The 25342-nt window shown below is 66.6% G+C and carries 22 protein-coding genes and 4 pseudogenes; 15 read left to right on the top strand and 11 right to left on the bottom strand.

The genetic code is table 11. The features are described 5' to 3' along the window. Positions 1 to 44 precede the first annotated feature (44 nt). On the bottom strand, positions 45 to 170 hold the full coding sequence (locus MMSP_RS26585) for a hypothetical protein (protein ID WP_012392360.1): 126 nt from the start codon (positions 168 to 170) through the stop codon (positions 45 to 47). A 191-nt stretch (positions 171 to 361) separates the two neighbouring features. Between MMSP_RS26585 and MMSP_RS01070 the strand changes: the two genes are divergently transcribed. Beyond that, on the top strand, positions 362 to 985 hold the full coding sequence (locus tag MMSP_RS01070; RefSeq protein ID WP_036425926.1) for a TetR/AcrR family transcriptional regulator: 624 nt from the start codon (positions 362 to 364) through the stop codon (positions 983 to 985). 13 nt (positions 986 to 998) lie between these two features. Here MMSP_RS01070 and MMSP_RS01065 read toward each other — a convergent pair whose 3' ends face one another. The 4 genes and pseudogenes from MMSP_RS01065 to MMSP_RS01050 all read right to left on the bottom strand — a co-directional run bounded on the left by MMSP_RS01065 (position 999) and on the right by MMSP_RS01050 (position 5969). Further along, positions 999 to 2459, bottom strand: coding sequence for a PE-PPE domain-containing protein (locus tag MMSP_RS01065; protein WP_051153577.1), 1461 nt, complete (start codon positions 2457 to 2459; stop codon positions 999 to 1001). A gap of 13 nt (positions 2460 to 2472) precedes the next feature. Then, positions 2473 to 3264 (bottom strand): annotated as a pseudogene (locus MMSP_RS29470) (PE domain-containing protein); the annotation flags it as partial. Positions 3265 to 3415: 151 nt separating this feature from the next. Then, positions 3416 to 4933 (bottom strand): annotated as a pseudogene (locus MMSP_RS01055) (PE-PPE domain-containing protein). A gap of 127 nt (positions 4934 to 5060) precedes the next feature. After that, the gene (locus MMSP_RS01050) at positions 5061 to 5969 is read right to left on the bottom strand and encodes an alpha/beta hydrolase (RefSeq protein ID WP_020785109.1); all 909 of its coding nucleotides are present in this window, start codon (positions 5967 to 5969) and stop codon (positions 5061 to 5063) included. 105 nt (positions 5970 to 6074) lie between these two features. Between MMSP_RS01050 and MMSP_RS01045 the strand changes: the two genes are divergently transcribed. The 3 genes from MMSP_RS01045 to MMSP_RS01035 are packed head-to-tail and all read left to right on the top strand — an operon-like array spanning position 6075 to position 9278. Continuing rightward, entirely contained in the window at positions 6075 to 7157 is a 1083-nt protein-coding gene (locus MMSP_RS01045) for a dihydrodipicolinate reductase related protein (RefSeq protein ID WP_015354158.1), read from the top strand. A 19-nt stretch (positions 7158 to 7176) separates the two neighbouring features. After that, entirely contained in the window at positions 7177 to 7917 is a 741-nt protein-coding gene (locus tag MMSP_RS01040) for a glucose 1-dehydrogenase (protein ID WP_020785108.1), read from the top strand. Positions 7918 to 7937: 20 nt separating this feature from the next. Then, positions 7938 to 9278, top strand: a complete 1341-nt coding sequence (locus MMSP_RS01035; protein WP_020785107.1) for an FAD-binding oxidoreductase — start codon at positions 7938 to 7940, stop codon at positions 9276 to 9278. Between the two features lie 6 nt (positions 9279 to 9284). On the opposite strand, the gene MMSP_RS01030 is transcribed toward MMSP_RS01035, so the two are convergent. Genes MMSP_RS01030 through MMSP_RS01020 form a run of 3 tightly spaced genes read right to left on the bottom strand, consistent with a single transcriptional unit; the run spans position 9285 to position 11580 of the window. Continuing rightward, positions 9285 to 9830, bottom strand: coding sequence for a TetR/AcrR family transcriptional regulator (locus MMSP_RS01030; protein ID WP_012392368.1), 546 nt, complete (start codon positions 9828 to 9830; stop codon positions 9285 to 9287). A gap of 58 nt (positions 9831 to 9888) precedes the next feature. Further along, positions 9889 to 10704: a thioesterase family protein gene (locus tag MMSP_RS01025; RefSeq protein ID WP_012392369.1), complete on the bottom strand. Its 816-nt coding sequence runs from the start codon at positions 10702 to 10704 to the stop codon at positions 9889 to 9891. A gap of 39 nt (positions 10705 to 10743) precedes the next feature. Further along, positions 10744 to 11580, bottom strand: a complete 837-nt coding sequence (locus MMSP_RS01020) for an SMP-30/gluconolactonase/LRE family protein (RefSeq protein WP_051153749.1) — start codon at positions 11578 to 11580, stop codon at positions 10744 to 10746. A 121-nt stretch (positions 11581 to 11701) separates the two neighbouring features. Between MMSP_RS01020 and MMSP_RS01015 the strand changes: the two genes are divergently transcribed. Continuing rightward, positions 11702 to 12583 carry an acyl-CoA thioesterase II gene (locus MMSP_RS01015; RefSeq protein WP_020785105.1) on the top strand — a complete coding sequence of 294 codons (882 nt, stop codon included), beginning with the start codon at positions 11702 to 11704 and terminating at the stop codon, positions 12581 to 12583. A 14-nt stretch (positions 12584 to 12597) separates the two neighbouring features. Beyond that, a pseudogene (locus MMSP_RS01010) lies at positions 12598 to 13505 on the top strand (LLM class F420-dependent oxidoreductase). 22 nt (positions 13506 to 13527) lie between these two features. Here MMSP_RS01010 and MMSP_RS01005 read toward each other — a convergent pair. Both MMSP_RS01005 and MMSP_RS01000 read right to left on the bottom strand, forming a co-directional pair. Continuing rightward, positions 13528 to 14205: a DUF427 domain-containing protein gene (locus MMSP_RS01005; RefSeq protein ID WP_020785102.1), complete on the bottom strand. Its 678-nt coding sequence runs from the start codon at positions 14203 to 14205 to the stop codon at positions 13528 to 13530. Continuing rightward, the gene (locus tag MMSP_RS01000; protein ID WP_020785101.1) at positions 14202 to 15353 is read right to left on the bottom strand and encodes a phosphotransferase; all 1152 of its coding nucleotides are present in this window, start codon (positions 15351 to 15353) and stop codon (positions 14202 to 14204) included. The genes MMSP_RS01005 and MMSP_RS01000 overlap by 4 nt, the downstream gene beginning before the upstream one ends. 116 nt (positions 15354 to 15469) lie before the next feature. Between MMSP_RS01000 and MMSP_RS00995 the strand changes: the two genes are divergently transcribed. The 9 genes and pseudogenes from MMSP_RS00995 (at position 15470) to MMSP_RS00955 (ending at position 24201) form a co-directional block, all read left to right on the top strand. Further along, a complete protein-coding gene (locus tag MMSP_RS00995; protein ID WP_036425919.1) occupies positions 15470 to 16663 on the top strand; it encodes a CoA transferase in 1194 nt (397 codons plus the stop codon). 142 nt (positions 16664 to 16805) lie between these two features. Next, a pseudogene (locus MMSP_RS00990) lies at positions 16806 to 17355 on the top strand (hypothetical protein). A gap of 37 nt (positions 17356 to 17392) precedes the next feature. Next, positions 17393 to 18097 (top strand): hypothetical protein, encoded by a 705-nt coding sequence (locus MMSP_RS00985; protein WP_012392377.1) that lies wholly within the window; start codon positions 17393 to 17395, stop codon positions 18095 to 18097. Next, entirely contained in the window at positions 18094 to 19302 is a 1209-nt protein-coding gene (locus tag MMSP_RS00980; RefSeq protein ID WP_020785097.1) for a cytochrome P450, read from the top strand. Before MMSP_RS00985 ends, MMSP_RS00980 begins: the two co-directional genes overlap by 4 nt. A gap of 1 nt (position 19303) precedes the next feature. Next, positions 19304 to 20272 carry a zinc-binding dehydrogenase gene (locus MMSP_RS00975; RefSeq protein WP_020785096.1) on the top strand — a complete coding sequence of 323 codons (969 nt, stop codon included), beginning with the start codon at positions 19304 to 19306 and terminating at the stop codon, positions 20270 to 20272. Beyond that, entirely contained in the window at positions 20269 to 20973 is a 705-nt protein-coding gene (locus MMSP_RS00970) for an HpcH/HpaI aldolase/citrate lyase family protein (RefSeq protein ID WP_020785095.1), read from the top strand. Before MMSP_RS00975 ends, MMSP_RS00970 begins: the two co-directional genes overlap by 4 nt. Before the next feature lie 53 nt (positions 20974 to 21026). Beyond that, on the top strand, positions 21027 to 21761 hold the full coding sequence (locus MMSP_RS00965; protein WP_020785094.1) for an SDR family NAD(P)-dependent oxidoreductase: 735 nt from the start codon (positions 21027 to 21029) through the stop codon (positions 21759 to 21761). Continuing rightward, the gene (locus MMSP_RS00960; RefSeq protein ID WP_020785093.1) at positions 21758 to 23263 is read left to right on the top strand and encodes an NAD(P)/FAD-dependent oxidoreductase; all 1506 of its coding nucleotides are present in this window, start codon (positions 21758 to 21760) and stop codon (positions 23261 to 23263) included. Before MMSP_RS00965 ends, MMSP_RS00960 begins: the two co-directional genes overlap by 4 nt. Continuing rightward, positions 23260 to 24201 (top strand): alpha/beta hydrolase, encoded by a 942-nt coding sequence (locus tag MMSP_RS00955; RefSeq protein ID WP_015354171.1) that lies wholly within the window; start codon positions 23260 to 23262, stop codon positions 24199 to 24201. Before MMSP_RS00960 ends, MMSP_RS00955 begins: the two co-directional genes overlap by 4 nt. A 4-nt stretch (positions 24202 to 24205) precedes the next feature. Here the strand turns inward: MMSP_RS00955 and MMSP_RS00950 are convergent, their stop codons facing one another. Further along, positions 24206 to 25312, bottom strand: a complete 1107-nt coding sequence (locus MMSP_RS00950; protein WP_036426988.1) for an alcohol dehydrogenase catalytic domain-containing protein — start codon at positions 25310 to 25312, stop codon at positions 24206 to 24208. Positions 25313 to 25342: the final 30 nt, after the last annotated feature.

Below are 25342 nucleotides of genomic sequence, written 5' to 3'. Positions count from 1 at the left end.
CGCGCCTCGAGAGCCGGGCTCGGCGGGCCCGGCTCTCGAGGCGCCTAGACGGGCGGGTAGGCCGGTGGCGGGTAGCCGTTGCCGTCGGTTACCCCGCGCAAGCCCCACGTCAGGTAGTTGAAGAAGAACTCGATCTCGTCGCTAGCGTCGTAGTCAGGACTCGGATCCATTACTCCACCTCTCGACTCGCGACTTCGTCCGCTAGTCGACTCGCGACTTCGTCCGCTAGCGAGTCTAGCCCCAACCGCGCCGGTGCAACAGGCGGTGCAGCCGTTGCATAGACTGTCCAACCAGTTGATTGGTAAATGCCTGATTCTGTGGCCCGCCCGGCTCGGCCAGGCAGTGACGATAGCGAGGGCAAATGCCGTCCGAAACTGGACTTTCACGTCGTGAGGAGTTGCTGGCAGTAGCGACTAAGTTGTTTGCTGTCAGGGGCTATCACGGCACTCGGATGGACGACGTCGCCGACGTGATCGGGCTGAACAAGGCGACGGTTTACCATTATTACGCCAGCAAGTCGCTGATCCTGTTCGACATCTACCGCCAGGCCGCCGAGGGCACCCTGGGCGCGTTGCACGCCGAGCCGTCGTGGACGGCTCGCGAGGCGCTCTATCAATACACCGTCCGGTTGCTCACCGGAATCGCCGACAACCCCGAGCGCGCCGCGGTGTACTTCCAGGAGCAGCCCTATATCGCCGAGTGGTTTACCCCCGAGCAGGTTGCCGAGGTCCGCGAAAAGGAAGCCCAGGTTCACGAGCACGTGCATGGCCTGATCGACCGCGGGATCGCCAGCGGGGAGTTCTACGAGTGCGATTCGCACGTGGTGGCGCTGGGCTATATCGGGATGACGCTGGGTAGTTACCGCTGGCTGCGGCCACACGGTCGGCGTACGGCCAGAGAGATCGCGGCCGAGTTCAGCACCGCTTTGCTGCGCGGGCTCATTCGCGATGAATCCATTCGCAACCAGTCGCCGCTGGGGTCGTGAAGTCGGCAGGTTCCTAGCCGGGGTTGATCGCCGGAAGCCTTTGCAGCACCGGCCCGATGGCATTGGTGACCAACGAAATGTCGGTGACGCCCGGCTGGCCCAGGAAGAAATTCAGATCCGTGTCCAGGGACGGAAGATACGGATAGGCATTCGGTAGCGCCGATGCCGGCAGCAGGCCAAGATCCACCGCCAAGGCGGTGGATCCGTGCACGGCCCCGATGACCAGATCGGTGCCGATCACAAAGGGGTTGGGTATCGGGAACAGCGTGGCCGGGGTGGGGACGTTCGCGTAATCCTGGCCGGATCCCCAATCCGAATAGCCCAGGTCCACCAGCACCCGCAGGTCGGGCTGGATGAAGTCGGCTATCGGGTTGCCGATGAAGGGGATGGCGCGAACCGGTTCGAGTAGCGGCAGGTTCTTCGTCATGAACATGTAGTAGGTGGTGTTGCTGGTGTAGTCGGGTGAGGTTGGCCGCTGGACGGCGTTACTGACGTCGAGATACGGATACAGCTCGTGTTGGCCGAGGCTCATCAAGGTGTTGAGGTCGGACAGGATGTTGAGCGGGTATCGAGGGAAATCACTGGTGGGGTCGTATTGGGTGGCGTAGATGGTGGTCGGGTAAGGGGTGTCCGGCGGGGTCGGCGAGGTAAACGTCAAGTCCACGAAGGGGATGTGCATTCCGGGGAAGCGGATGAAGATCCCTCCGTTGGGGGTGGCGGGATTGCCGGCCAGCACGAAGGACAGGTCACTGGGGTCCGGTCGCATGTCGACGGGCAGGGCCATCAGGCGCTGCATTTCCTGGGTGGCCACCACCGCGCTTTGTGAGAATCCGAAATTGATGACGTGCTGGCCCCCGTTGATCTGCACGCTGAGTGCGTTATTCAGGTCGATGACGCCTTCGGCGACCGACTGATTGAGCGTCAGGCCCGAGGTGAGCGGCCAGAACTGTGCGGGATAAGACAGGCCCACCGAGGTCGCGCCGGGGAAGAAGGGCTGGATGAATGCGTTGTTGATGGTCGTCACGTACAAGGGGAACGGTTGCGGGTCGAAGGTTCCGCCCATGATCAACGCGAATTCGGGGGTCAGCGACGGCTCGTTTGGTTGGGGATTAGGTCCGGTGGCGATGTTGGAGCCGACATAGGTATAAGCCGGGTCCCACAGCTGTATGAACGGCTCGCTGAATTCGCCCACCGCGTTCGTCAGTGCCTCGGCGTTGTCGACCTCCGCCTGGGCGAATATGCCCCCGGCATTGGCCAGCAGTTCGGTGAATTCGTTGTGAAACGCACTTACCTGGGTCAGGACCGCCTGGGCCGACAGCCCGTAGCCGCCGAATACCTTCGAGACGACGGTCGACACTTCGTCGGCTGCCGCCGCCAGCAGGTTGGTCGTCGGGTCGGCGGCGGCCAAGCTGGCGTCGGAGAGCGCCGATGGGATAGGGCGAATCCGGCGGGGTCGCGCCATTGAACAACACATCCACAATCGGGAGGTAAAGACCGTTGAAGCGTTCGAGGACGCCGCCGTCGGGGTTGTTCGGATTGCCGGTCAGCACAAACGACAACTGGCTGGGACTGGGCGGATTCAGCTGGCTCATGAAAGCGCGTATTTGGTTGGTGGCAATCGTGGCGCTTTGCGAGTAGCCGAAGACGACGGCGGTGTTTGCCGGGTCGCTGAGTTGGGCACTGAGCGCATCTCGCAATATGGCCACACCCTGGGCGACGGATTGGCCGAACGTCAGGCTGCCCAGATTGCTGGTAAATGGCCAGAGTTGCTCCGGCGTGAAGAGGACCTGTGTGGTGAACCCCGGGAAATGGGGATCGATGAAGAGATCTTGGACCGCCGTCACATACGTCGCGTCGGGCCAAGGTATTGCGGTGCCGCCCATGACGAACGCGACGTGGGTGCCCGCGGCCAGTGGGCCCGTCGCCGAAGTCACCGCGGCGGTGCCGAAGGCCCCACCCAGCAACGTCTGGGCTTGCGTGTTGAGCGCACCAAGCGCGTTGGAAGCTTCGGTGATCGCGTAGCTATCCCCCGCGGTCGCCAGCAACCGGGTGAACTCCGTTTGGAATGCGCCGGCTTGCGCGACGACGGACTGGTATTCCTGGCCGAACATGCCGAACAGTTTTGCGATGGCTCCCGAAACCTCGTCCGCGGCCGCGGCCGCCACACCGGTGGTCGGACCCGCAACGGCGGCGCTGGCCGCCTTGATCGCCGACCCGATCCCGTCCAGGTCGGTTGCCGCGGTCGTCAACATCTCGGGCGACGTGATCACGTACGACATATCCGCGCCCTTTCTAGACCGGGGCCGCTCGGCTGGGCCGGGACAAACCCGGAACCGGCGGAGCTGAGGTACGCAACCGACAGTAGAGCGAATCCGCGGGCCAGCGCGGCATTTTCCGCAAGCTATTGCTAGTGCCACTCATGGAAGCCACTCATGGAAAGACAGGTGGCGGAATCAGATGAAATATGTCTCCGAGGCCACCGCTGAGCAGCGATAGCAGCGTCACGCTCGGCTGGCCGAGGTAGAAATTCAGGCCCGGGTTGAGCGAGGGCACCCATGGATAGGTGTCGGGGAAGGACTCCGGTCCCAACAATCCGGCTTCGACCCCGATTTCCACCGCGGCACCGTAGGGCGCTTGCAGGCTCCCCTTGAGCAGGTAGTAGCTGACGGCGAACGGGTTGGGCACCGACAACAGTCCGGCCGGGGTGGGCACGTCCGCGTAGCTCAGGCCCGGTCCGTAATCGGAGTAGCCCAAGTCGACGAGCACCCGAAGTTGGGGCTGGATCAGGTCGGCGAGCGGTGGTCCGGCATAGGGGATGTCGCGAATCGGTTGGACCAGCGGCAGGTCCTGGGTCAAGTACATGTAGTAGTCGGTGTTGCCGGTGTAACCCGGAGACGTCGGCAACTGGATCGCTTGTCCCGACATCAGATCCGGGTAATTCCCGTGCACTTAGAAGTACCCCATGATGGCGTTGATGTCCGACAGGATGTTCAGCGGGTACTGCGGAGCGTGCGCGATCCTGTCGTATTGCGCCGTGAAGATCGAGGTTGGGTAGGGGTTGGCCGCGGGGGTCGCACCGTTGAACGGCACGTCCAGGAACGGGATGTAGAAGCCCGGGAAGCGGGCCAGCAGGCCGCCGTCGGGATTGTTGGGGGCGCCGACCATGATGAACGACAGGTCGCCAGGGTCGGGGGCACCGGTCCCCATCGCCATCAGCGCCAGGATTTCGTTGTTGACGATGGTGGCGCTCTGCGAGTAGCCGAACGCGACGACCTTGTTGCCCAGAGCCAGCTGCGTGTTGATGGCGTCGTTCAGCAGCGTCACGCCTTGCGCGACGGACTGGTTGAACGTCAAGTTGCCCAGCCCGGGAGTCACCGGCCAGAACTGTTCGGGAGTAAACAACGCTTGTGGGATGGCTCCGGAGAACAGCGGCTGGATGTAGTTGTTGTTGATGTCCGAAACGTAGCCGGGCCCGGGCAGTGGGACGCTGGTGCCGCCCATGATCAGCGCGACTACCGGATCGGCCATCAGGGTCGAGCTGACCGCGGTGAGGGCACCGGCGCTGCCCGCGCCTCCGGTGCCGATCGCCGCCGGCCCCAACAGCGACTGGATCGGTGTGGTGATGGCGGTGAGCGCGTCAGACACCCCGGCGGTTATCAGGCTCGCGTTCGCGGCTTCGGCTTGCGCATAGGCGGCTCCCGCGGCCGCCAGCGCGCGAGTGAATTCGGTATGGAAAGCCGACGCCTGGGCGATGGCCGCCTGGTACTCCTGGCCGTAGGCGCTGAAGACCTTCGCGATCGCTGCCGATACCTCGTCCTGTGCCGCCGCCAGCAGGCTCGAGGTTGGGGCCGCGGCCGCCGAATTGGCCACCTGGAGCGTCGCGGCGATTCCGTCTACATCGGTGGCCGCCGACGCTAATAGGCCGGGCGCTGTGAGAACGTACGACATCTCCCCGTCCTTCCCCGCAATCCGGGCCCAGGCCCGGTCGATCAGGACCAACCCGGAACCGCGGGTATTAGGTATCAATCAGAGGGTAAAACGGTGTCGCCGTTAATTCCGGCGTTTGGGCAACCTCTTAGGGCTGGCCGGCCGGCTTCAGGTGCTTGTCGAGGAAGCCGAGTTGATCGGCCACTACGTGTTCGAAGGCGTCGCCGAGATAGATGGCGAAGTGCCCCTCTGGATAACGGATGACCTCACCGCGAGGAGCCCGGGCGGCGTAGCGCAGGGTGGGACCGGCGGGCGCGACGGAATCGGTTTCGCACACGCAGAACAGGATTGGGCAGGCGATCTTGCGCGCGCTGCGTCCCGGACGGTAGCCAAGCACCTTGATCCCGATCCGGGCCGCGACCTCATTGGGCACCTGGGTGCCCTGCCGCATCAGGCCCAGGTAGCCCGGGTAGGCGTCCGGAGCGGTCATCAGGGCAACCTCGCCCGGTTTGCCCGCGGTGGGAATCATCACCGGCGGCCTGCCCAACCGGGATCCGATGAGGTCGCGCATCGACCGCGCCGTGACACGGATGGCCGTGGTCGGCGCGATCGCGAGCACCGAGGCGATGCCATCGGTGAACGGGCACTGCGCCACCACCGCGGCGATGCCCGGTAGCCGGGCCGCCGTCGCGATCACATGCCCGCCGCCGAAAGAGGTGCCCCACAGGCCGATCCGGGCCTGGTCGACCCCGTCGCAGGTGCGCGCGTAGGCCACCGCCGCCGCCCAGTCCTGCAGCTGCATTCTGATGTCGAGTAGCTGGCGGGGCTGGCCCTCGCTGTCGCCGAAGTTGCGGTAGTCGAACACCAGGCAGGCGTAGCCGGCCGCGCTGAACCGTTGTGCGTAGGCGTCCAGGCGCATGGTGCGAACCGCGCCCAGACCATGCGCCATGACCAGCATAGGCACCGGGCGCGCGGGGTCGGCGCCGGCGGGCCGGTAGAGCCACGCGCTGATCAATGCCTCGCCGCAGGGGAACCGCACGTCCTGGCGTTGTGTCATCGGGGCTCTCCTTTGCGGCAGGGGCCGACGGCGTTCGTCACCTCCAAGAATTATGGACTACTGTCTAGAAAAGTTGCAGCGTTGCGGCGGGATGGAGGACACCCCATGGCGATCCGGGTTGCTCACGTCGGAACCGGAAACGTCGGGCGGCTGGCCCTGAGCGAGCTGGTGACCAACCCGGCGTTCGAGCTGACCGCGGTGTGTGTATCCACGCCCGAGAAGGTGGGCCGTGACGCCGGCGACCTCGCCGGGGTGGGTATCGAGACCGGGATCGCGGCGATCAACGATCTGGATGCGGTGCTGGCCACCGCGCCCGAGTGCGTCGTCTACTGCGCGATGGGAGACACCCGGCTGCCCGACGCAATGGCGGACGTGATGCGCATCCTGGCGGCCGGCAGCAATGTCGTGGGCTCTTCGCCCGGCTTGCTGCAATACCCCTGGGGCGTTATCCCCGACAAATACATTGCCCGGGTGCAACGCGCTGCCGAGCAGGGGAACTCGAGCATCTTCATCACCGGTGTCGACCCGGGGTTCATCAACGACCTCCTGCCGTTTGCCTTGGCCGGAACCTGTCAGCGCATCGAGCAGGTGCGCTGCATGGAGATCCACGACTATGCCTCCTATGACGGCGCAGAGGTCATGCACTACATGGGGTTCGGCAGATCCCTGGACGAGGTGCCCATGCTGCTGCAGCCGGGCGTGCTCGGCATTGCCTGGGGGACGGCGATCCGCCAGTTGGCGGCCGGCCTGGGTATCGAGGTTGACGAAATCACCGAGTCATATCAGCGTGAACCGGCGCCGGAAGATTTTGAGATCGCGGTGGGGCCGGTGGCCAAGGGCGCCCAAGCCGTGCTGCAATTCGAGATCCGGGGCATGGTCGACGGGCAGGCCGCCATCGTCATCGAGCACATCACCCGGTTGCGGCCCGACCTACGACCCGATTGGCCCCAACCCGCCTCCGGTGGAGGGTCCTATCGCATCGAAATCACCGGCGAGCCGTCCTATGCCGTGGACATCGTTCCGAGCAGCCGCAACGGCGATCACAACCACGCCGCCATCGTCGGCGCCGCGGGCCGCATCGTCAACGCGATCCCGGCGGTCCTCACGGCGACACCGGGCATCAGGACGACACTGGACTTGCCCCTAATCACGGGTAAAGGGCTGTACACGCCCATGGTCTCCAACTAACCGAAAGGATCACGACGGCATGGGACGGGTAGACGGAAAGGTTGCACTCATCAGCGGCGGCGCCCGGGGCATGGGCGCTTCACATGCGCGACTGCTGGTGCAAGAAGGCGCCAAGGTGGTGATCGGCGACATCCTCGACGAGGAGGGTAAGGCGCTGGCCGAGGAGATCGGGGACGCGGCGCGCTATGTGCACCTTGATGTCACCCAACCCGACCAGTGGGAGGCCGCGGTCGCGACGGCCGTCGACGAGTTCGGCAAGCTCGACGTGCTGGTCAACAACGCCGGGATCGTCGCGCTCGGGCAACTCAAGAAGTTCGATCTCGGCAAGTGGCAGAAGGTGATTGACGTCAACTTGACCGGGACGTTCCTAGGCATGCGGGCGGCGGTCGAGCCCATGACCGCTGCCGGTTCAGGCTCGATCATCAATGTGTCGTCGATCGAGGGCCTGCGCGGCGCTCCGGCGGTACACCCCTATGTCGCGTCCAAGTGGGCGGTGCGCGGCTTGACCAAGTCGGCGGCCCTGGAGTTGGCGCCGCTGAACATCCGGGTGAACTCGATTCACCCCGGCTTCATTCGGACGCCGATGACGGCCAACCTGCCCGACGACATGGTCACCATTCCGCTGGGGCGACCGGCGGAGTCCCGTGAGGTGTCGCCCTTCGTCGTGTTCCTGGCCAGTGACGATGCGTCCTACGCGACCGGTAGCGAATTTGTGATGGATGGGGGCCTGGTCACCGACGTGCCGCACAAGCAGTTTTAGCACTTGCTATAACCACGAGCATGCTGCGCAGTCTCGCGAATGTGGTTGGTTCCAGTCATGTCCTCACCGATCCGGACGTATTGGCCGGCCGCAGCGTCGACCACACCGGCCGCTATCGGGGCCGGGCCAGCGCGCTGGTGCGCCCGGCTTCGGCCGATCAGGTGGCCGAGGTGCTGCGGGTGTGCCGGGATGCCGGGGCGCACGTCACCGTGCAGGGCGGCCGCACCTCGCTGGTCGCCGGGACCGTGCCCGAACACGACGACGTGCTGTTGTCCACCGAACGGATTTGCGACGTCGCCGATGTCGACACCCTCGAGCGCCGAGTCGCGGTGGGCGCGGGGGCGACTCTGGCGGCGGTGCAGCGCGCCGCGACCGCGGCCGGACTGGTGTTCGGTGTGGATCTGTCGGCGCGGGAGTCCGCGACCGTCGGCGGGATGGCATCCACCAACGCCGGCGGGCTGCGGACGGTCCGCTACGGCAACATGGGCGAGCAGGTCGTCGGCCTGGACGTGGCGTTGCCCGACGGTTCGGTGTTACGCCGGCACAGCCTGGTGCGCAGCGACAACACCGGCTATGACCTGCCGGCGCTATTCGTGGGAGCCGAGGGAACTCTCGGTGTCATCACCGCGCTGGACCTGCGGCTGCACCCCACCCCGTCGCACCGGCTGACCGCGGTCTGCGGCTTCGCCGACCTCGAGGCACTCGTCGATGCCGGCCGGGTGTTTCGTGATGTCGGCGGGATTGCGGCACTGGAACTGATCGACGGCCGGGCCGCGGCGCTGACCCGCGAGCATCTCGGGGTGCCGGCTCCGGTGCCGGGGGACTGGCTGCTATTGGTGGAACTGGCCGCCGACCACGACCAAACCGAGCGGCTGGCCTATCTGCTCGACGGCGTACGGTTGTGCGGTGATCCGGCGGTGGGCGTGGATGTTGCTGCGCAGCAACGGTTGTGGCGCATCCGGGAATCCTTGGCCGAGGTGTTGGGTGTATGTGGTCCGCCGCTGAAGTTCGACGTTTCGCTGCCCCTGGCGGCGATCAGCGAATTTGCCGCCGCAGCGGCGACGTTGGTCGCGGCGCACGTGCCCGAGGCGATTCCGCTGCTGTTCGGCCACATCGGCGGGGGCAACCTGCATTTGAATCTGCTGCGCTGCCCGGTGCCGCGCGAGCCGGCGCTGTACCAGGAGATGATGTCGCTCATCGCGCAGTGCGGCGGCAATGTCAGCTCGGAGCACGGAATCGGCAGCCGCAAGCGACCGTATCTGCAGATGTCCCGCGAGGACACCGACATCGCGGTGATGCGGGCCGTCAAGGCGGCGCTGGACCCGACCGGCTACCTCAACCCCGCGGTGCTGTTCGATTGATTCCGTTCAGCCGCCCTTGAGGCCGACGGCATGGCGCAGCTGGGCGAGGAACTGGTCGGCGTCATCGCTTCGAACAATGTAGTGCGAGATGGCAATTCGGATCGCTGTTGCCGCCTTGACGGCGGCGTTGGGGCCGGGCAACAACCGCTGCAGCCCTTCGCGCATTTCCGGGATCACACCCGACATCTGGGAGATGACGAGCTCCGGTTCGATGTCGACCATCCGCACGCCCGAGTAGGAATATTGGTAATCGACGATGAATCGTAAAGCGGCGTCGAGCTTGTCGACGCCCTTCAATCCGGCGGTGGCCTTGCTCAAGCCGCTTTCGAAGACCTGGCGCTCATAGCGTGAAAACGTGGCGAGCAACTCTTCTTTGGAGGCGAACCAGCGGTAGAGCGTGGGGCGCGATACGCCCGCCTGGGCGGCGACTTCGGAGAGGCTGAGCTTGGTCTTGCCGCTGCGCGCCAGCACTTCGGCGGTGGCCGCGAGGATGCGCTGACGCGTCGACGTGTCGCCGTCAGTGGTGTCGATTGCCCCAAACGCCTGGCTCATGTCTGAAACCTTACGAAAGATCCGCGGGTGTCACCGATTTTGGCGCTGCTTTCCAACATCATCGGGCCCGCCGGCGCACCAGGACCGATTGCGCGATGGTGCCGACCGCACCTTGCTGGTCGAACAGGGTGCCCGCCGCCGTGCCGATTCCGTCGGGTCCGTAGCTGGTTTCGGCACGAATGCCGATCCAATCCCCGGCCGGGATCCGGAACACGTGCACGGCCAGGTCGGTGTTGAGGAAGGTCCACTTGGTGATATCCAGCTTGCTGCCGATGCCGTTGGCGCAGTCCGCCACCGCGAACAGCCGTTCTAGCGGCGTCATGGTCTCGCCGTTGACCAGATCCACGGTCGGCTTGATCCAGCATTCACCCGGGCCCGGGGTCATCGGCTCGGTGAGCCAGCGCCAGTCCAGGCTGTGCACGTAGTTGCGGTCCCAACTCATCGGCGCCAGCTTGCGGTTGCGGGCCTCGGCGAGCGGGCGGGGCGGCTGTTCGGCCGCGTGGCGGAGTTCTTGGGTGTCCAACTGGGCTAGTCGCCATCCGCTGGCGCGGGCCACCGCCCGGGGCCGGCCATCGGGGCCTGGCGCGGCCAGCTCGGCGCTGACCAACTCGATCTGCTTGCCGCCGCGTTCGATCCGCGAACTCACCCAAAGGTCGCCGTCGGCCGGCACCGCTCCGATCAAGTCGACGACCACCCGGCTCAGCCGGGTGTCTTCACGCCAGGCGCATCGCTGCAGCGCTCGGACCAGCAGCGCCGACACCGGAGCGCCGTGTTGGATCGAGGCCGACCAGGTGCCGCGCACCAGGTCGGTCGCGGCAAACTTCTCGCCCAGCGCATCGGCGTCATCGATCAGCTCGTAATAGGAGTCGGTCATATCACCACTCTTCCGTGTTGGGGCCGGGGCCGGGGCCGGTCAAGGCAGGCCGGCGCCGGGGGTGGCCACGGTGACGGCATCCAGCTGGGAAAGCCGGGTGCCGATCAGCCGCTTGGGATACGCGTCGGTGCTGGACAGCAGGAACAACGTGCGGCGTCCGGGCCCGCCCAATGCGCATGCGATGGCAACCCGATCACCCATGTCGATGCGGTCGGTCACCACCCCGCCCGCGACGATCCGCTCGAATTGGTGAGCCAGCGTCATGGCCGCCCAGACCGCGCCCTCGGCGTCGAGGGCGATGCCGTCGGGGGGCCCGTCCAGGCCCGCGGCGAAGACCCGGCGGTCGTTGAGCGCGCCGTCGGCGCTGACGGTGAATGCGCTGAGCCGGCGGCCGACCGACTCGGCGACGATGAGCGTGTCGTGGTCGGGGGTAATGACCATCCCGTTGGGGAAGTCGAGGTCCTCGGCGACGACCTGTGCGCTGTTGTCGGTATCGAGCCGGATGATCACGCCGCCCGAGAAGGACTGGCACCCGATATAGGCGCGCCCCGCACGGTCGATCACCATGTCGCCGAGGTCGGCGGGTGCCAAGTCGCGCAGATCGGCGACCGTGACCACGGTGTCGCCGTCGTAGCGCAGGACCAGCCGGTCGTGCGCCGACGCAATCAACAGTGTCCCGTCGGGCCGGAACCCCAGCCCGCAAGGGGAGTGGCCGGGCAGCGGCAGGGTGGTCAGCGAGCCGTGCATGTCCGAGGTGTGTACGGCCTCGCCCAGCATGTCGGAGAACCAGAGCAGCCCCTCGAACCAGCGCGGCCCCTCGCCGAAACAGAAGCCGCGAGCCAGCGGGCTTACCTCTCGACGCGTGCCGTTACAAATCACGGCAAAAGTGTCATGCGCTTCGGGTGCCGCTGTCAACGCGGGGCGACCCGGCGTCCGTGCTTCACAAACAATGTCCAAAATGTCACGCTGAGCCGGGAGCTGACAGCGAGGTGAGCGCATGACCACAGATTCTGAACAGGCCCAGTGGTCAGTCGATGGCCTGCTCGAACTTTTCCAGGTGCGCGCCGAGGGGGTCGATCGGTTCACCGCCGACACTGGAATCGCCGGCCACGACGGGCGGCAGGTGGTGGAAGGCACCCAAGTGGTCGCGCAGGCCATCATGGCCGTGGCGAGCCGGTTCGAGGGCAAGTCGGTGCGCTCGGCGCACGCCGTTTTCTGCCGCGCCGTCATCGTCGGCCCGCCGCTCGAACTGGTCCTCGACGTAGTCTATGAAGGCCGATCGACGGCCACCGCGATCGTCGCGGCCAATCAGAACGGCAAGCGCTGCTTGACCGTGACGGTGCTGGCCGACATCCCCACCGGGGATGTGATCAAGCATCACCTGCCGCGCCCACCGGTGGTTGCGCCCGCCGACGCCAACGTTTCGGAAATGCCGATGGCCGGCCGGCAGTTGCGGCTCGTCGATGTCGTCGACGTCAACAGTCCCGACGAGGTGGGGCCGCCGGAACTGTATGCGTGGCTGCACTACGAACCAATTCCGGACCGCGACGACCTGGCCAAGGCGCTGATCGCGTATTTCACCGGCCACCTTGGGATTTCAACCACCATGCGGGCGCATCCGGGCATCGGCACCAGCCAAGCCCATCTGAGCGTGTCGACCGCGCCGATGACGATCTCGGTCGCTTTCCATGAACCCGTGCGCTGGGACGGTTGGTTGCTCTACAGCCACGAGAGCACTCAGGTCGGCGCGGGAATGTCCTATGTGCGCGGCACGGTGCACACCGAACAGGGCGCCCTCATCGCCTCGTTCGCCCAGGAGGCGCTGATCCGGCCGCTTCGTACCAGTGACACCTCGATCGATGCCCGGTCGCGGTTCTAGCGGCGGGAATATCGTTGCGCTTCATCATCACCCACCCGATGCACAGTCATCCGTACCACCCCGAACTCGCCTCCGGCGCCGGCGTCGCGGCCGTCGCGGCGGCGGCCGAGCGGGCCGGCTTTCACGGCTTCGGCTTCACCGACCACCCGGCACCGTCGCAGCGCTGGCTCGAGGCGGGAGGCCACGACTCGCTGGATCCCTTTGTCGCACTGGGCTTTGCGGCGGCACAAACGACGTCACTGCGCTTGATTCCCAACATCGTCGTCTTGCCGTATCGCAACCCGTTTGTGGTGGCGAAGTCCGCTGCCACGCTGGACCTACTGTCGGGTGGTCGGTTCATCCTCGCGGTCGGCGTGGGTTATCTCAAGCGGGAGTTCGCGGCGCTGGGTGTGGACCATGCCGAACGCGCCGAGCTGTTCGACGAGGCACTGCAGGTGATCCGGGCGGTCTGGACCAGCGACGACATATCCTTTGAGGGACGCCATTTCAGCGCGCGGGGAATCACCGCCCACCCCCGCCCGGCCAGCAATCCCTACCCGCCCATCTGGGTGGGCGGTAACACGGCGGCAGCGCGCCGACGCGTCGCCGTCCACGGGGACGGCTGGTGTCCTTTCCCTGCGCCGGCACCGCTGGTGCAGACGGCGGGCACTGCGGCCATCGACTCGCCGCCGGTATCGACGATTTGCGGCGCAAATGTGACGCGGCGGGCCGGGACTTCTCCGCGATCGATGTCACCTTCACCAACTTCGACGGCGGCGGTCCGGCAAGCGCGGACTTCAATGCCGACGCCTACCTGGGCGGTTTGGAAAAGCTGGCGACGCTCGGGGTGACGTGGGTGCACGTCGGTCTGCCCGGTGACGGCCTTGCGCACGCGCTGGAATGTATCGACCGATTTCGCGTCCAGGTGATCGAAGCGGCCTGAGCCTGGCGCCCCGATGTGCCGGCTACCTTGCTGGCAACTCCGCGGTGACCTGCACGGCCCCTTCGTCGAAGCTCAAGAACCCTTTGATCGGAACGCTTTCCGGCGGCGGATCTTCGTAACTCCAGGCGATGTCAGGGGCGACCATGTCGCCGACGACGGCCGACCAGTAGGTCGCCACGCCCTTGTAGTTGCAGTAGCTGGAGGTCTGTGACCTCACCAGCAGGTCGGTGCGTACCTGCGCGGGCGTCACATACAGACGTGGTTGCAGCGAAGTTTCGAACACGATCACCGTGTCCTGGGTGTTCACCAGCGTGGTGCCGGCCAGCTCGACGTGCAGCTGCCGCGTGGTCGGGCGGCAGTCGACGCGGTGGTAGGGATTCGGCGGGTAGTGCACGAGTCGGCGGCCCTCTTCGAGCCACATGTCGACGGCATCCCACCGAACATGGACGAAGCCGGGTGCAGCGGTCTCGGGCTGAGTCGGTAGGTCAGTGATCTCGTCGGTGGGAAACACGTAGCGCAGCGGGTGGCCCCGTCGGTGCACCATCAGCGCGCGCTCGGTGTCGATTACCAGGCGCCCATTGCGAAATGCCTGGATAAGCCGAGGATGTGGCTCGACGTATACCAAACCATCGGGCACCGGCGGGCAGAAGCGCCCGGCCGGATGCGTGCTGAGCGGGCCATGCCCGGCCGCCAGGCTCATGACATTCCTCCTAGATCGGCGGCCCGTAACGCGGCCACGGTCTGCAGGTCGTGCAAGGCCGCGACTGTCAGGTCCAGGCCGGTGAGCGCGATGTCTGCGGCCTGCATGCCGCCCAGGCCGGCCACGATCGTGGTTGCGACATAGGCGTAGGCGGCGGCTTGTCGATAGCGCAGCCATAGCTCTTCGCGGTCCAGCTCCGGTCCGCCGGCGGCGGCCAATGCACGGCGGTAGACGCCGAGCAGTTCGCGCTCGGTGACCCGACGGTCGGTGGTGGTCATGCCGGTGATCAGCGTGTAAGCGAGATCGCGGGCGGGGTGGCCGAGCCGGACCGCCTGCCAGTCGAGCAGACCCGCCGCGAGCGGGCCGCCCGATGAGCGGAAATACCAATTACCCGGGTGCGCGTCGCCGTGCAGCACGGTGTGTGGCGGTGCGTCGATGAGTCCGGTGATCGCCCGGTAGTGCTCGAAGACAAAGTCGCGACCTGGCAGGAGCGCCGCGGCGTGCCCGCCCAACCTGCGCCACGAGGCCCGCAGCATGGTGGGAACCAGCGGCACGCTCGGATCACGCGAGGCCGCATACAGCCATCCAAATGGTCGGACACCGCCGTGATTGAGCCGTACCCAGTACGTCGCGTGCAGGCGGGCAAGCAGTTCGACCACCAGGGCGGCCTGATCGTTGTCGAACGGATGCAGCGTGTCCGAGAAATCGCATGTCCCTTCGGCGGGAGCTGCCAAGTCTTCCAGGACAAGCACGAATCGGCCGGTCAGCGGATCGAACGCGCAGCCGTATGCCGTTGGGGCGTCGGGCGCTAACTCGGGGGACAGGTCGCGGTAGAAACCCACCTCGGTCTCGGCCAGCCGGCCCAGCTCGCCGATAAATCTGGTCGCGGCCGTAGCCGCCGCCATCTTGACGAACACCGACTCGGGAACGTTGCCGCTCAGCGCTAGTCGGGCCCGCGACGTCGTCCCACTGCTGTCATCGAGCACCGACACCGAGGACACCCTGCGCCCCATGATTTCCGACAACGCCGGCGGATCCAGGTCGTGGATGCGGCGGGGGAATGCTCTGGCGTTGCGCAGCACGGCGCCGGTTGCCACCCGGCCGAGGCCACGGCCGAGATGAGTGGCTAGGCGAGCCAGCGCGATCACCCTGTTCTCCGGCAAGGCACCACCCCTACATTACAAATGTTGTAAACAGTGTAAATGCAGGGCCTGGGTGCCGATGCGGGCGCGATGCCGCGTACCTACCGGAGTAGGAAGGAGCCATGGCGGGACCGGTGGAAGGCATCAAGGTTGTCGAGCTCGGGGTCTGGGTCGCGGCGCCGGCCGCGGCCGCCATTCTGGCCGACTGGGGTGCCGACGTGATCAAGATAGAACCGCCGGCCGGCGATCCGGGCCGGCTGTTCGGCCGGATGCTGGGCTGCGATCTCGGGATGAACCCGCCGTTCGAGATGGACAACCGCTGCAAGCGCAGCGTCGTGCTGGACCTGTCCACCGACACCGGCCGCGAGCTTGCGTACGAATTGCTCTCCGACGCTGATGTTTTCATCACCAACGTGCGCCCGGCGGCGTTGCGACGGCTGGGGCTCGACTTCGCTGCGGTGTCCGATCGCAACCCACGCCTCGTCTACGGGCTCATCACCGGGTACGGAGAGACCGGGCCCGACGCCGATCGCGCCGCCTATGATGTGGCGGCCTTCTGGTCGCGCGGTGGCCTCGCGCATCTGCTCACCCGGCCCGGGGACACGCCGCCGTTTCAGCGCGGCGGCATGGGGGACCACACGACCGGCTTGACCTTGGCCGCCGCCGTCTGTGCCGCGCTGCTGGCGCGGGAGCGGACCGGGACGGGCCAGTTGGTGAGCACATCGCTGTATCGCCAGGGGGCCTACACCGTCAGGGGGAGCCCTGCCTACACCGTGAGCTTTGACCTCAACACCTACCTGCTCACCGGTCAGCAGATCGCAATCGGACAACGTGAATCAATGGGCAACCCGTGCATGAACAACTACACCGCCGGCGACGGGCGACGATTCTGGATCGTCGGACTGGAGATCGACCGGCACTGGCCCGCCCTGTGTCGCGTCGTTGAACGCCCCGACTGGCTGGCCGATCCGCGCTACGGCGATGCGCGCGGGCGTGCGACCAACGCGGTAGAGCTCATCGCGCAACTGGACCAGATCTTCGCGACCAGGTCTCTCGCCGAGTGGACCGAGATCTTCGACGCTGAACCGGATTTCTTCTGGTCGCCGATCAACAGCCTCGAAGACATCGTCGCCGACGAGCAGTTCCATGCCGCTGGCGGCATCGTTGACGTGCCGGACGGGGCCTCGAGTGTGCCGATGGTGGCAACCCCCGCCGACTTTCACGGCACACCATGCACGCCACGTTCGGTGGCGCCGCAGCTCGGTCAGCACACCGACCAAGTGCTGGGTGAACTGGCGGCGCGCCGCAAGTCCTGACCGCGCGCGAGCCTTTACAAAAAGTCCCGAAAGTGTCACGCTGTCCGATGAGGGGCGGGCGGCTCGGTGTGGCGGGCGGCCCATGGCAAACGCGGCAGTCCGCGCGGGTCCGGCTGTGGTCCCGTGCAAGAGGGATGGATCGATGCTCACTCCAACTTTGGACCTCGGCGCCACGGCGGACAGGGGCACGCTACGACGAACCGGTGCCGACGACGACGGCCTGCACTATCGGGTCGAGGTCGTGGCCGCCAGCGTCATCGACGTAGTTCAGGCGGCTGGAGGCTGGCTGTGCGACCGGGTGATGGCCGGCTGGCAGGTGCGAGTGCTGGTGCCCGGCGGCGACGATATCCGGCCGCTGCAGATCCTCGGGGCAACCGCGATGGACCTGGAAGCGGGTCTGACCGGCCGCGCTCCGATGGGCCACAGCCTGGCCGTCGGCGCCGCCGCCTTTGCCGCCGATGAGCGAGTGCGCGCGAAGCTAACCGAAGCCCTGCAGTGCCGGTGGACCGAAGTTGCGCTGTGGGGTCAGGGGTGGCCGCTGGGGGGTCGATCGCGCGATCGCCCCGGTGCAACACGTGCTCAGTGCCGCGGCACTGGCGTTCAAAAGGCAGGCGCTAACGGCGGCCGGAATTCCTTACGGCTGTGTTGTTTCCGTCGAGCAGCTACTCGCCGACACGGCGTGGTCGGGCTAGCCGGGGAACCCGGTGAACCCGAGGAACCTGAGGGTCGATGAAAAAATATTACGGGCATACGCTGCTGTATCTGCACGAGACGATCAAGCTGGGATCCGGGCGAAGCGACCGCTTCACCGAACTGTTTGTCCAAGTCTGTCAGCCGATGATGGAGGAGCTTGGCGCCCGGCTGTTCGCGATCTGGGAGTCCACCCCCTACAACGGCCGCTGGCCAGAGGTGACGATCATCTGGGAGATAGATGGCTTCGCCGACTATTCCAGGATTGGTGCCGCACAGGCCAAAGGCGGCAGCCAGGAGGCCGCGGCCGGGAAGTGGGCCGCATTCCTGGCGGACATCGGAGCGCGTGGCGAGGGGCGGATCATGTACCCGGGTCCGGCCAACAAGACCCTGGCACAGCTACGCGCATCCAATTTCACTGCCCCGCTGGTGATTCAAGAGATCATGCAAACCAAGCCGGGCCGCCAAGATGACTACATCCGAGAACTGGAGCGACTCTATGTGCCCTGGTCGGAGCGCACGGGCAAACACTGGCTCGGCTCCTTCACCACGACGTTTCGCTACAACGAGGTCATCCACTACTGGGCGCTGGAAGGCGGCTGGGAGTGCTTTGCCAACCACTACCCGTCCTGGAAGGAGAGCCCGCCCGCCGAGATCGTCACATGGATGAGCGTGGCCCCGGCGCTGCGTGACGGCTGGGAAGACTCCATTCTGCAGTCCCTACCGCCTTCGCCGCTGCAGTGAACTTCAGCTACGATCCTTTCGGCGCCCGGGTGATGGCCGACCCGTTGCCCTACTATCGCGTCCTGCGCGACCAACAACCGGTGTACTACCTGCCGCAATGGGATACCTTCGCGATCTCGCGCTTCGACGACATCTGGCGGGTACTGGAAGTCAACGACGGAACGTTCGTCGCGTCGGAGGGGACGTTGCCGGCCGCGTCGGTGCTGGCCCGGCACAATAGCGGCCCGGTGGACGACCCGCCGTGGCATCCGCTGCCGTTTCATGCGGTCTTCGACGCACCGTTGTACGGCGAGATCCGCCGCGCGCACTCCCCACCGCTTCGGCCCAAGTCCGTGGCCGGGCTCGAAGCCAGAATCCGCGAGCTAGCCAACGAACGACTCAACCGGCTGCTGCCGCAAGGCCCATTCGACCTCACCCAAGACTACGGCGGTGTGGTGGTGGCCAGCATCGTATGCGAACTACTGGGAATGCCAGCCTCTTTGGCGCCAGAGGTGCTTGCCGCCGTCAATGCGGGCAGCCTCACCGAACCTGGCGTCGGCGTCGACACCGCCGAGACTCGGCCCAACTATCTGGAGTTCCTGGTCCCGGTCGTGCGGCAGCGCCGGGCGGATCCGACCGGGGAGCTTCCGGTTGTTGACGGCCTGCTGCGCTACCGATTGCCCGACGGCAGTTCGCTCGACGACACCGAGGTTGCCACCCAGATGCTCTGCATCTTCATCGGGGGAACCGAGACCGTGCCCAAGATCGTGGCGCACGGGCTGTGGGAGCTCAGCCGGCGTCCCGACCAGTTGGCGGCGGTGCGCACCGACCCGCAGTCCAACGTGAACGTCGCGCGCGAGGAGATGATCCGCTCTTGTGCCCCCGCACAATGGTTTGCCCGAACCGCACGCAAGCCGTTCACCATAGGCGACCAAACCATCGAGCCGGGCCAGCGCGTCATCACGCTGCTGGCTTCGGCCAACCGCGACGAGCGTGAGTACCCGGATCCCGACGAGTTCATCTGGGATCGGCCGATCCGGCGCTCCCTGGCGTTCGGCCGTGGTCAGCACTTCTGCATCGGGTATCACCTGGCCAGGCTCGAAATCTCGGTACTACTGCAGGAATGGTTCCGGCGGGTGCCCGAATTCCAGATCTGCGCAGCGCAGGCCACCCGATTGCCATCCAGCTTCCAGTGGGGATGGAACAAGATCCCGGTGGAGGTTTGACGTGTGGTCCTATCGAATCATTGCCCCCTGCCTCTTCGAGCGCACCTCGATCGCCGACAAGACACCCGAGTGCTTGGCGGAAGGGCAAGTGCTGCTGCGGTTTCAGGCCGCCGGGGTGTGTGGCAGCGACCTGCCCGCCTTTCGCGGCGCCAGGGGACACCTGCCCGGAGATGACGGCCACAGCGCGGCGGCCAAGGACGGCTTCCCGATTCACGAAGTGGCCGGTGAAGTCATCGCCAGCAGGCATCGCGCCCACCACCAGGGCGACCGCGTGGTGGGCTGGGCATCGGGATTCGACGGCCTGATGCAGCGGGTGATCGCGGATGGGGACGGCTTGGCGCCCTATGACCCGGGGCTTACTCCCACTCAAGCGGTCGGCCTGCAGCCGCCGGCCTGTGTGCTGTACGCCTGCGCGCAACTACCGGATCTGGCGGGTCGGCACGTCGCCGTCATCGGACAGGGGTCGATCGGGCTGCTCTTCTCCCATGCCGCGAAAGTGGCGGGGGCCCGCCGGGTAACCGGGGTCGATCCGATCGACCGGGAGAACCTTTCGGCAACATTCGGAGTCGACGACGCCGTCCGGGCCACCAGCGATCGCTGGGTGAGCCAGCTGGGCGCCGGCGATCGTGCCGACATCGTCATCGAAGCCGTCGGACATCAGGTCGCTACCCTGGGGCACGCCATCGACGCCGCGGCGCCGGGGGGCACCGTGTTCTATTTCGGCGTCGCCGACGACGACGCCTACCCGATCAGCATGCGCACCATGCTGCGCAACAACCTGACCCTGAAATCCGGTGTCACCCAGGATCGCCGGCGCATGCTCGAACTCGCCGGGAAGTTCGCCGCCGAGCACCCCGAACTGCTCAGCGGCTATCTCACGCACAATTTCGACGTCGAAGACGTGCAGGCGGCGTTCGAACTGGCGTGCCGGCCGGTGCCCGAACGGGTGAAGATCGCGATCACCGCATGAAGGTCGTCAGCAACCTCCAACAGCGGCTCGGCCGGGGCACGCCGCTCTGGGGCGGCTGGATCACCGGTCCAACGTGGCTGGGGTCGGAGGAATTTGCCAGGACCGGCTACGATTACGTCGGTTTCGACACCCAGCACGGTTACCTTGACGACGCCGACGTTGCCGGCCTGCTCCGGCGACTCGAAGGTGTGCCCATCGCCACCGTGGTGCGGTTGCCGAATGCGGATCCGGCACCGATAGGGCGGGTGCTCGACGCCGGCGCCGATGCCGTCATCATCGCGATGATCGAGTCGGCCGAACAGGCCGCCGCGGCGGTGGCCGCCACCCGCTATCCGCCGGCCGGGGTGCGCAGCTACGGCCCGCTGCGGGCAAGCCTGGGCGCCGATCCCGCCGAGCTGCAATCCCGGGCGGGCGTCTATGCGATGGTCGAGACCGCCGCGGCGCTCTCGACCATCGATGACATCTGCGCGGTTGACGGTCTGGCCGGAATCTATGTCGGACCCGCGGATCTGGCGATTTCGCTGGGAACCGGCGTCGTCGGCGCCCTCGATCACGCAGCGGTCCGGGAGGCCGTCGTCGGAATCCACCGCGCGGCTTCGGCGGCGAGCCTACACACCGGCATCCACGCCGGCGCCGCAAAGGCGGGTAAAGCGATGGCGCAGCTGGGATTCGAGATGATCACCCTGGCGGCCGAGTCCTAAGCGCTGCGCCGGGGAGCCGCGGAATACTTGAACGAGGCGACGGCGGGCACCCGATGACCGGCGGCGGGCGCGTCGCGCTGGTAACCGGAGCCGCCGGCGGGCAGGGGTGGGCGATTATCCAACGACTGCGCGCCGAAGGCCACTCGGTGGCGGCATGCGATCTACGCGCCGACCGACTCGATGCGCTGGTCGCCGAGTCGGGCGACGATGCCGTGATTTCCCTGGCCCTGGATGTGACCGATGAAGCGCAATGGCAGGAGGCCGTCGAGCGCGCCGTCACCCGATTCGGGGCGTTGACCGCACTGATCAACAATGCCGGCGTGCTGCACCGTGCGGCGCTGGTCGATGAGACGGCCGCCGGCTTCGAAAGTGCTTGGCGGGTCAACTGTCTGGGTGCCTTCCTTGGCATGCGGGCGGCGCTCGGCGCGCTGAGCGCGGCCGAAGGCCCGGTGATTGTCAACATCTGCAGCACCGGGGCGATCCGGCCATTCCCACACCACTGCGCCTATGGTGCGGCCAAGTGGGCACTAAGGGGCCTGACCCAAACGGCTGCGGCCGAATTGGCGCCCGCCGGTATCCGGGTCAACGCGGTGTTCCCGGGGCCGATCGCGACGTCCATGCTCGATGAGCCGACTCAGGCTCGGCTGGCGGCGGTTTCGATGTTCGGCCGGCTGGGCCGGCCCGCCGAAGTCGCCGATGCGGTGGCGTTCTTGGTCTCCGAGAACTCATCATTCATCACGGGATCCGAACTCGTGGTCGACGGCGGACAGTGCCTGCAGGTGCCATGACCAGCCCGCTATCGGTCGGCATCATCGGCGCGGGCCCCGGCGGGCTGGCGCTGGGAATTCTGCTGAAAAACCGTGGCTTTGAGAACTTCACCATCTTCGACCGAGAATCCGACATGGGTGGCACCTGGCGGATCAACACCTATCCGGGACTGGCCTGCGACGTGAAGTCGCACCTGTACTCGTACTCGTTCGACCTCAATCCGGGCTGGTCACGGCTGTGGTCCGGACAGCCCGAGATATTGGCATACTTTCAGCGCTGCGCCGATCGGTACGGGCTGCGACCCCATCTGCGGCTGGGCACCGAAATACGATCCGCACGTTGGGAAAGCCAGACCCGGCAGTGGACCCTGAGCACCGCGGACGGTGAACAGCACCAATTCAGTGTCGTGGTATCGGCCGTCGGCATCTTCAGCCGGCCGGCCTATCCGGATCTCGTTGAGCAGCAGCGCTTCACCGGAACCGTGATGCACTCGTCGCGGTGGGATCACTCGGTGCCGCTCGCGGGCGCCCGAATCGCGGTGCTGGGTACCGGTTCGACCGCGGCGCAGCTGGTGCCGGAGTTGGCCAAGGTCGCGGATCGGGTGTACTCGATACAACGGTCACCGACCTGGATATTGCCCAAGCCGGATCGGCCCTACTCCCGCTGGGAACGCTGGGTCTTCGCCCACGTTCCGTTTGCCGCGCGGCTATACCGGACCCGGCTGTGGCTGCGCAGCGAGTCGAATATCTCCGTGATCGAGCACGGCAGCCCGAAGACCAAAGAGTTCACGGAGCTGGCGTTGCGGATGCTCGAAAACACGGTCAGCGACCCGCAATTGCGTCGCCAACTCACCCCGGACCATCCGATGGGCTGCAAGCGCCTGGTGTTCTCATCGGAGTTTCTGACCGCCCTGACCCGCCCGAATGTTGAGCTGGTGACCAGTCCGGCCCGCTACCTGAGGCAACGATCGTTGGTCACCGCGGACGGCGCCGAATACGACGTCGACGTCGTGGTGTGCGCCACCGGCTATGCCGCGGCCGACTATCTGGGTCAGCTGGAAGTCCTCGGAGAGGACGGTGCTGGGCTGCATGAAGTCTGGCGGGACGGGGCGCACGCTTATCTGGGGATGGCCGTACCCGGCTTTCCCAACTTCTTCATGCTCTACGGACTCAATACGAATGTCGGCTCCAACAGCGTGATCTTCATGCTCGAAGCCCAGGCCCGCTACATTGTGGCGGCGCTGGCCCATCTGCGGCGCAAATCCAAGACCTACATCGCGGTGCGTCCGGGGGTGCTGGCCGAATTCATAGCCAAGGTCGACCGGTGGATGACAGGGACGGTCTGGACCACCGAGTGCAGCAACTACTTTCGTGCGCCCAACGGGCGTGTGGTCACGCAATGGCCGCGCAGCGCGCGTAGCTTTTGGGGGATGACGCGCCGCTTCAAGCCCGCAGACTTCAGCTTCCAGCCCGCTGCCGTGTTCGCCGCGGACGGTGGCGACCGCAACGCGGGGCAGCGGTGACCCAACCCGAGGCCGTCGATCGGCTGGACCCCTTGCTGCGCGCCGTCGCGACGGCGCGAATCGACTTCACCGCGGAGTCGATCCTGACGATCCGCGAGTCGATGAACCAGCGCCGCCGGGAGGCGGCCGCGACCGAGACGGCCGCCGCCGGGGTAGCGGTGGCCGACGATGTTGCCACCGGGGAGGCCGGCAGGCCGGTGCCGGTCCGCATCTACCGGGCTGCCCCGACGCCGGCGCCGGTAGTCGTTTACTGCCACGCGGGTGGCTTCGCCTTAGGAAATCTCGACACCGACCACCGGCAGTGCCTGGAGCTGGCTCGTCGTGCCCGCTGTGCGGTGGTTTCGGTCGACTACCGGCTGGCGCCCGAACACCCCTACCCGGCGGCATTGCGCGACGCGATCGAGGTGCTGACGTGGGTGGTTGGCAACGCGACACGGTTGGGATTCGACGCGCGGCGGCTGGCGGTGGCCGGTAGCAGCGCCGGCGCCACCCTGGCCGCCGGCCTGGCGCACGGCGCCGCCGACGGGTCGCTGCCACCGGTCATCTTCCAGCTGCTGCACCAGCCGGTGCTCGACGATCGCCCCACCGCATCCCGGTCGGAGTTCCGCGCCACCCCGGCCTTCGATGGTGAGGCGGCGAGTCTCATGTGGCGTCATTACCTGGCCGGGCAGACACCTTCACCGGAGTCGGTCCCGGGCCGGCGCGGTCAACTGGCAGGCCTGCCAGCGACGTTGATCACCTGCGGCGAGATCGATCCGTTTCGCGACGAAGTGCTCGATTACGCGCAGCGGCTGCTGGGAGCCGGGGTATCCACCGAACTGCACATCTTCCCGCGCGCCTGCCACGGGTTCGATTCGCTACTACCGGAATGGACGACCTCGCAGCGGCTGTTCGCGATGCAGGGTCATGCCCTGGCGGACGCGTTCTACCCGGATTAGTGGGTCAGAACACGATGATTTGACGCACGGCGGTGCCGTCGGCCAGGTGGTCCATCGCCTCATTGAGGTCGTCCAGCCGAATCGTCGCGGACACCAGCGATTCCACCGGCAGGCGTCCGGATTGCCACAACGACACGAACCGCGGGATGTCGCGGCTGGGGACCGCCGAGCCCAGGTAGCTACCGATGAGTGAGCGCCCCTCGGCGACGAAGCCCAACGGTGCGACGCTGATGCGCGCATCCGGCGGGGGCAGGCCGACGGTGATGGTGCGGCCGCCGGGTGCGGTCAGCCCGATCGCGGTCTCCAGCGCCGCCGGGTGCCCGGCCGCCTCGATCACCACGTCGGCTTTCACGCCTGCGGCAGCGGCCTGCTGTGGGGTATAGGTGGCGCTGGCCCCGAGGGCTTCTGCGGCCGAGAGCTTTTGGGGCAATTGGTCCACGCCGAATACCGCGACGCCGTCCTGAGTCAAGGCGGTGAGCACCGCGGCCATCCCGACCCCCCCGAGCCCGACGACGGCGACCGACTGCCCGGCTACCGGCTTGCCGACATTGAGCACCGCGCCTCCGCCGGTCAACACCGCGCATCCCAGTAGTGCGGCCACCTGCGGGGGCACCTCGTCGGGCACCGCAACCGCGCTGGCCCGATTCACCACGGCATGTGTCGCGAAACCCGAGACGCCGAGGTGGTGGTAGATGGGTTGCCCAGAACGGCTGATCCGGATGCCGCCACCGAGCAAGGTTCCGGCGGCGTTGGTCGCGCTGCCCGGTGCGCAGGGGGTGATGCCCTCGGTGGCGCAGGGCGGGCAGTGGCCGCAGCGCGGCAGGAACACCAGCACCACCCGCTGGCCGACGGCCAGATCGTCGACCCGGTCGCCGACCCGCTCGACGATTCCGGCCGCCTCATGGCCCAGCAGCATCGGCACCGGCCGGACCCGATTGCCGTCGACCACCGACAGGTCGGAGTGGCACACGCCCGCGGCCTCGATGCGGACCAGCACCTCGTCGTCGCCCGGAGGATCGAGATCGAGATCGACGACGCTGATGGGACGAGATTGGGCGTACGGCCGGGGCGAACCGATTCGCTCCAGGACCGCACCCCGGATGTGAATCATGTTGGAATACAACCATGGCTGAAGTCCCAG

The organism is Mycobacterium sp. 012931 (genome assembly GCF_000419295.1).
Taxonomy (GTDB): domain Bacteria; phylum Actinomycetota; class Actinomycetes; order Mycobacteriales; family Mycobacteriaceae; genus Mycobacterium; species Mycobacterium marinum.
The sequence above is the reverse complement of the archived record's forward strand: the minus strand, read 5'-3'. Positions and strand labels throughout refer to the sequence as shown.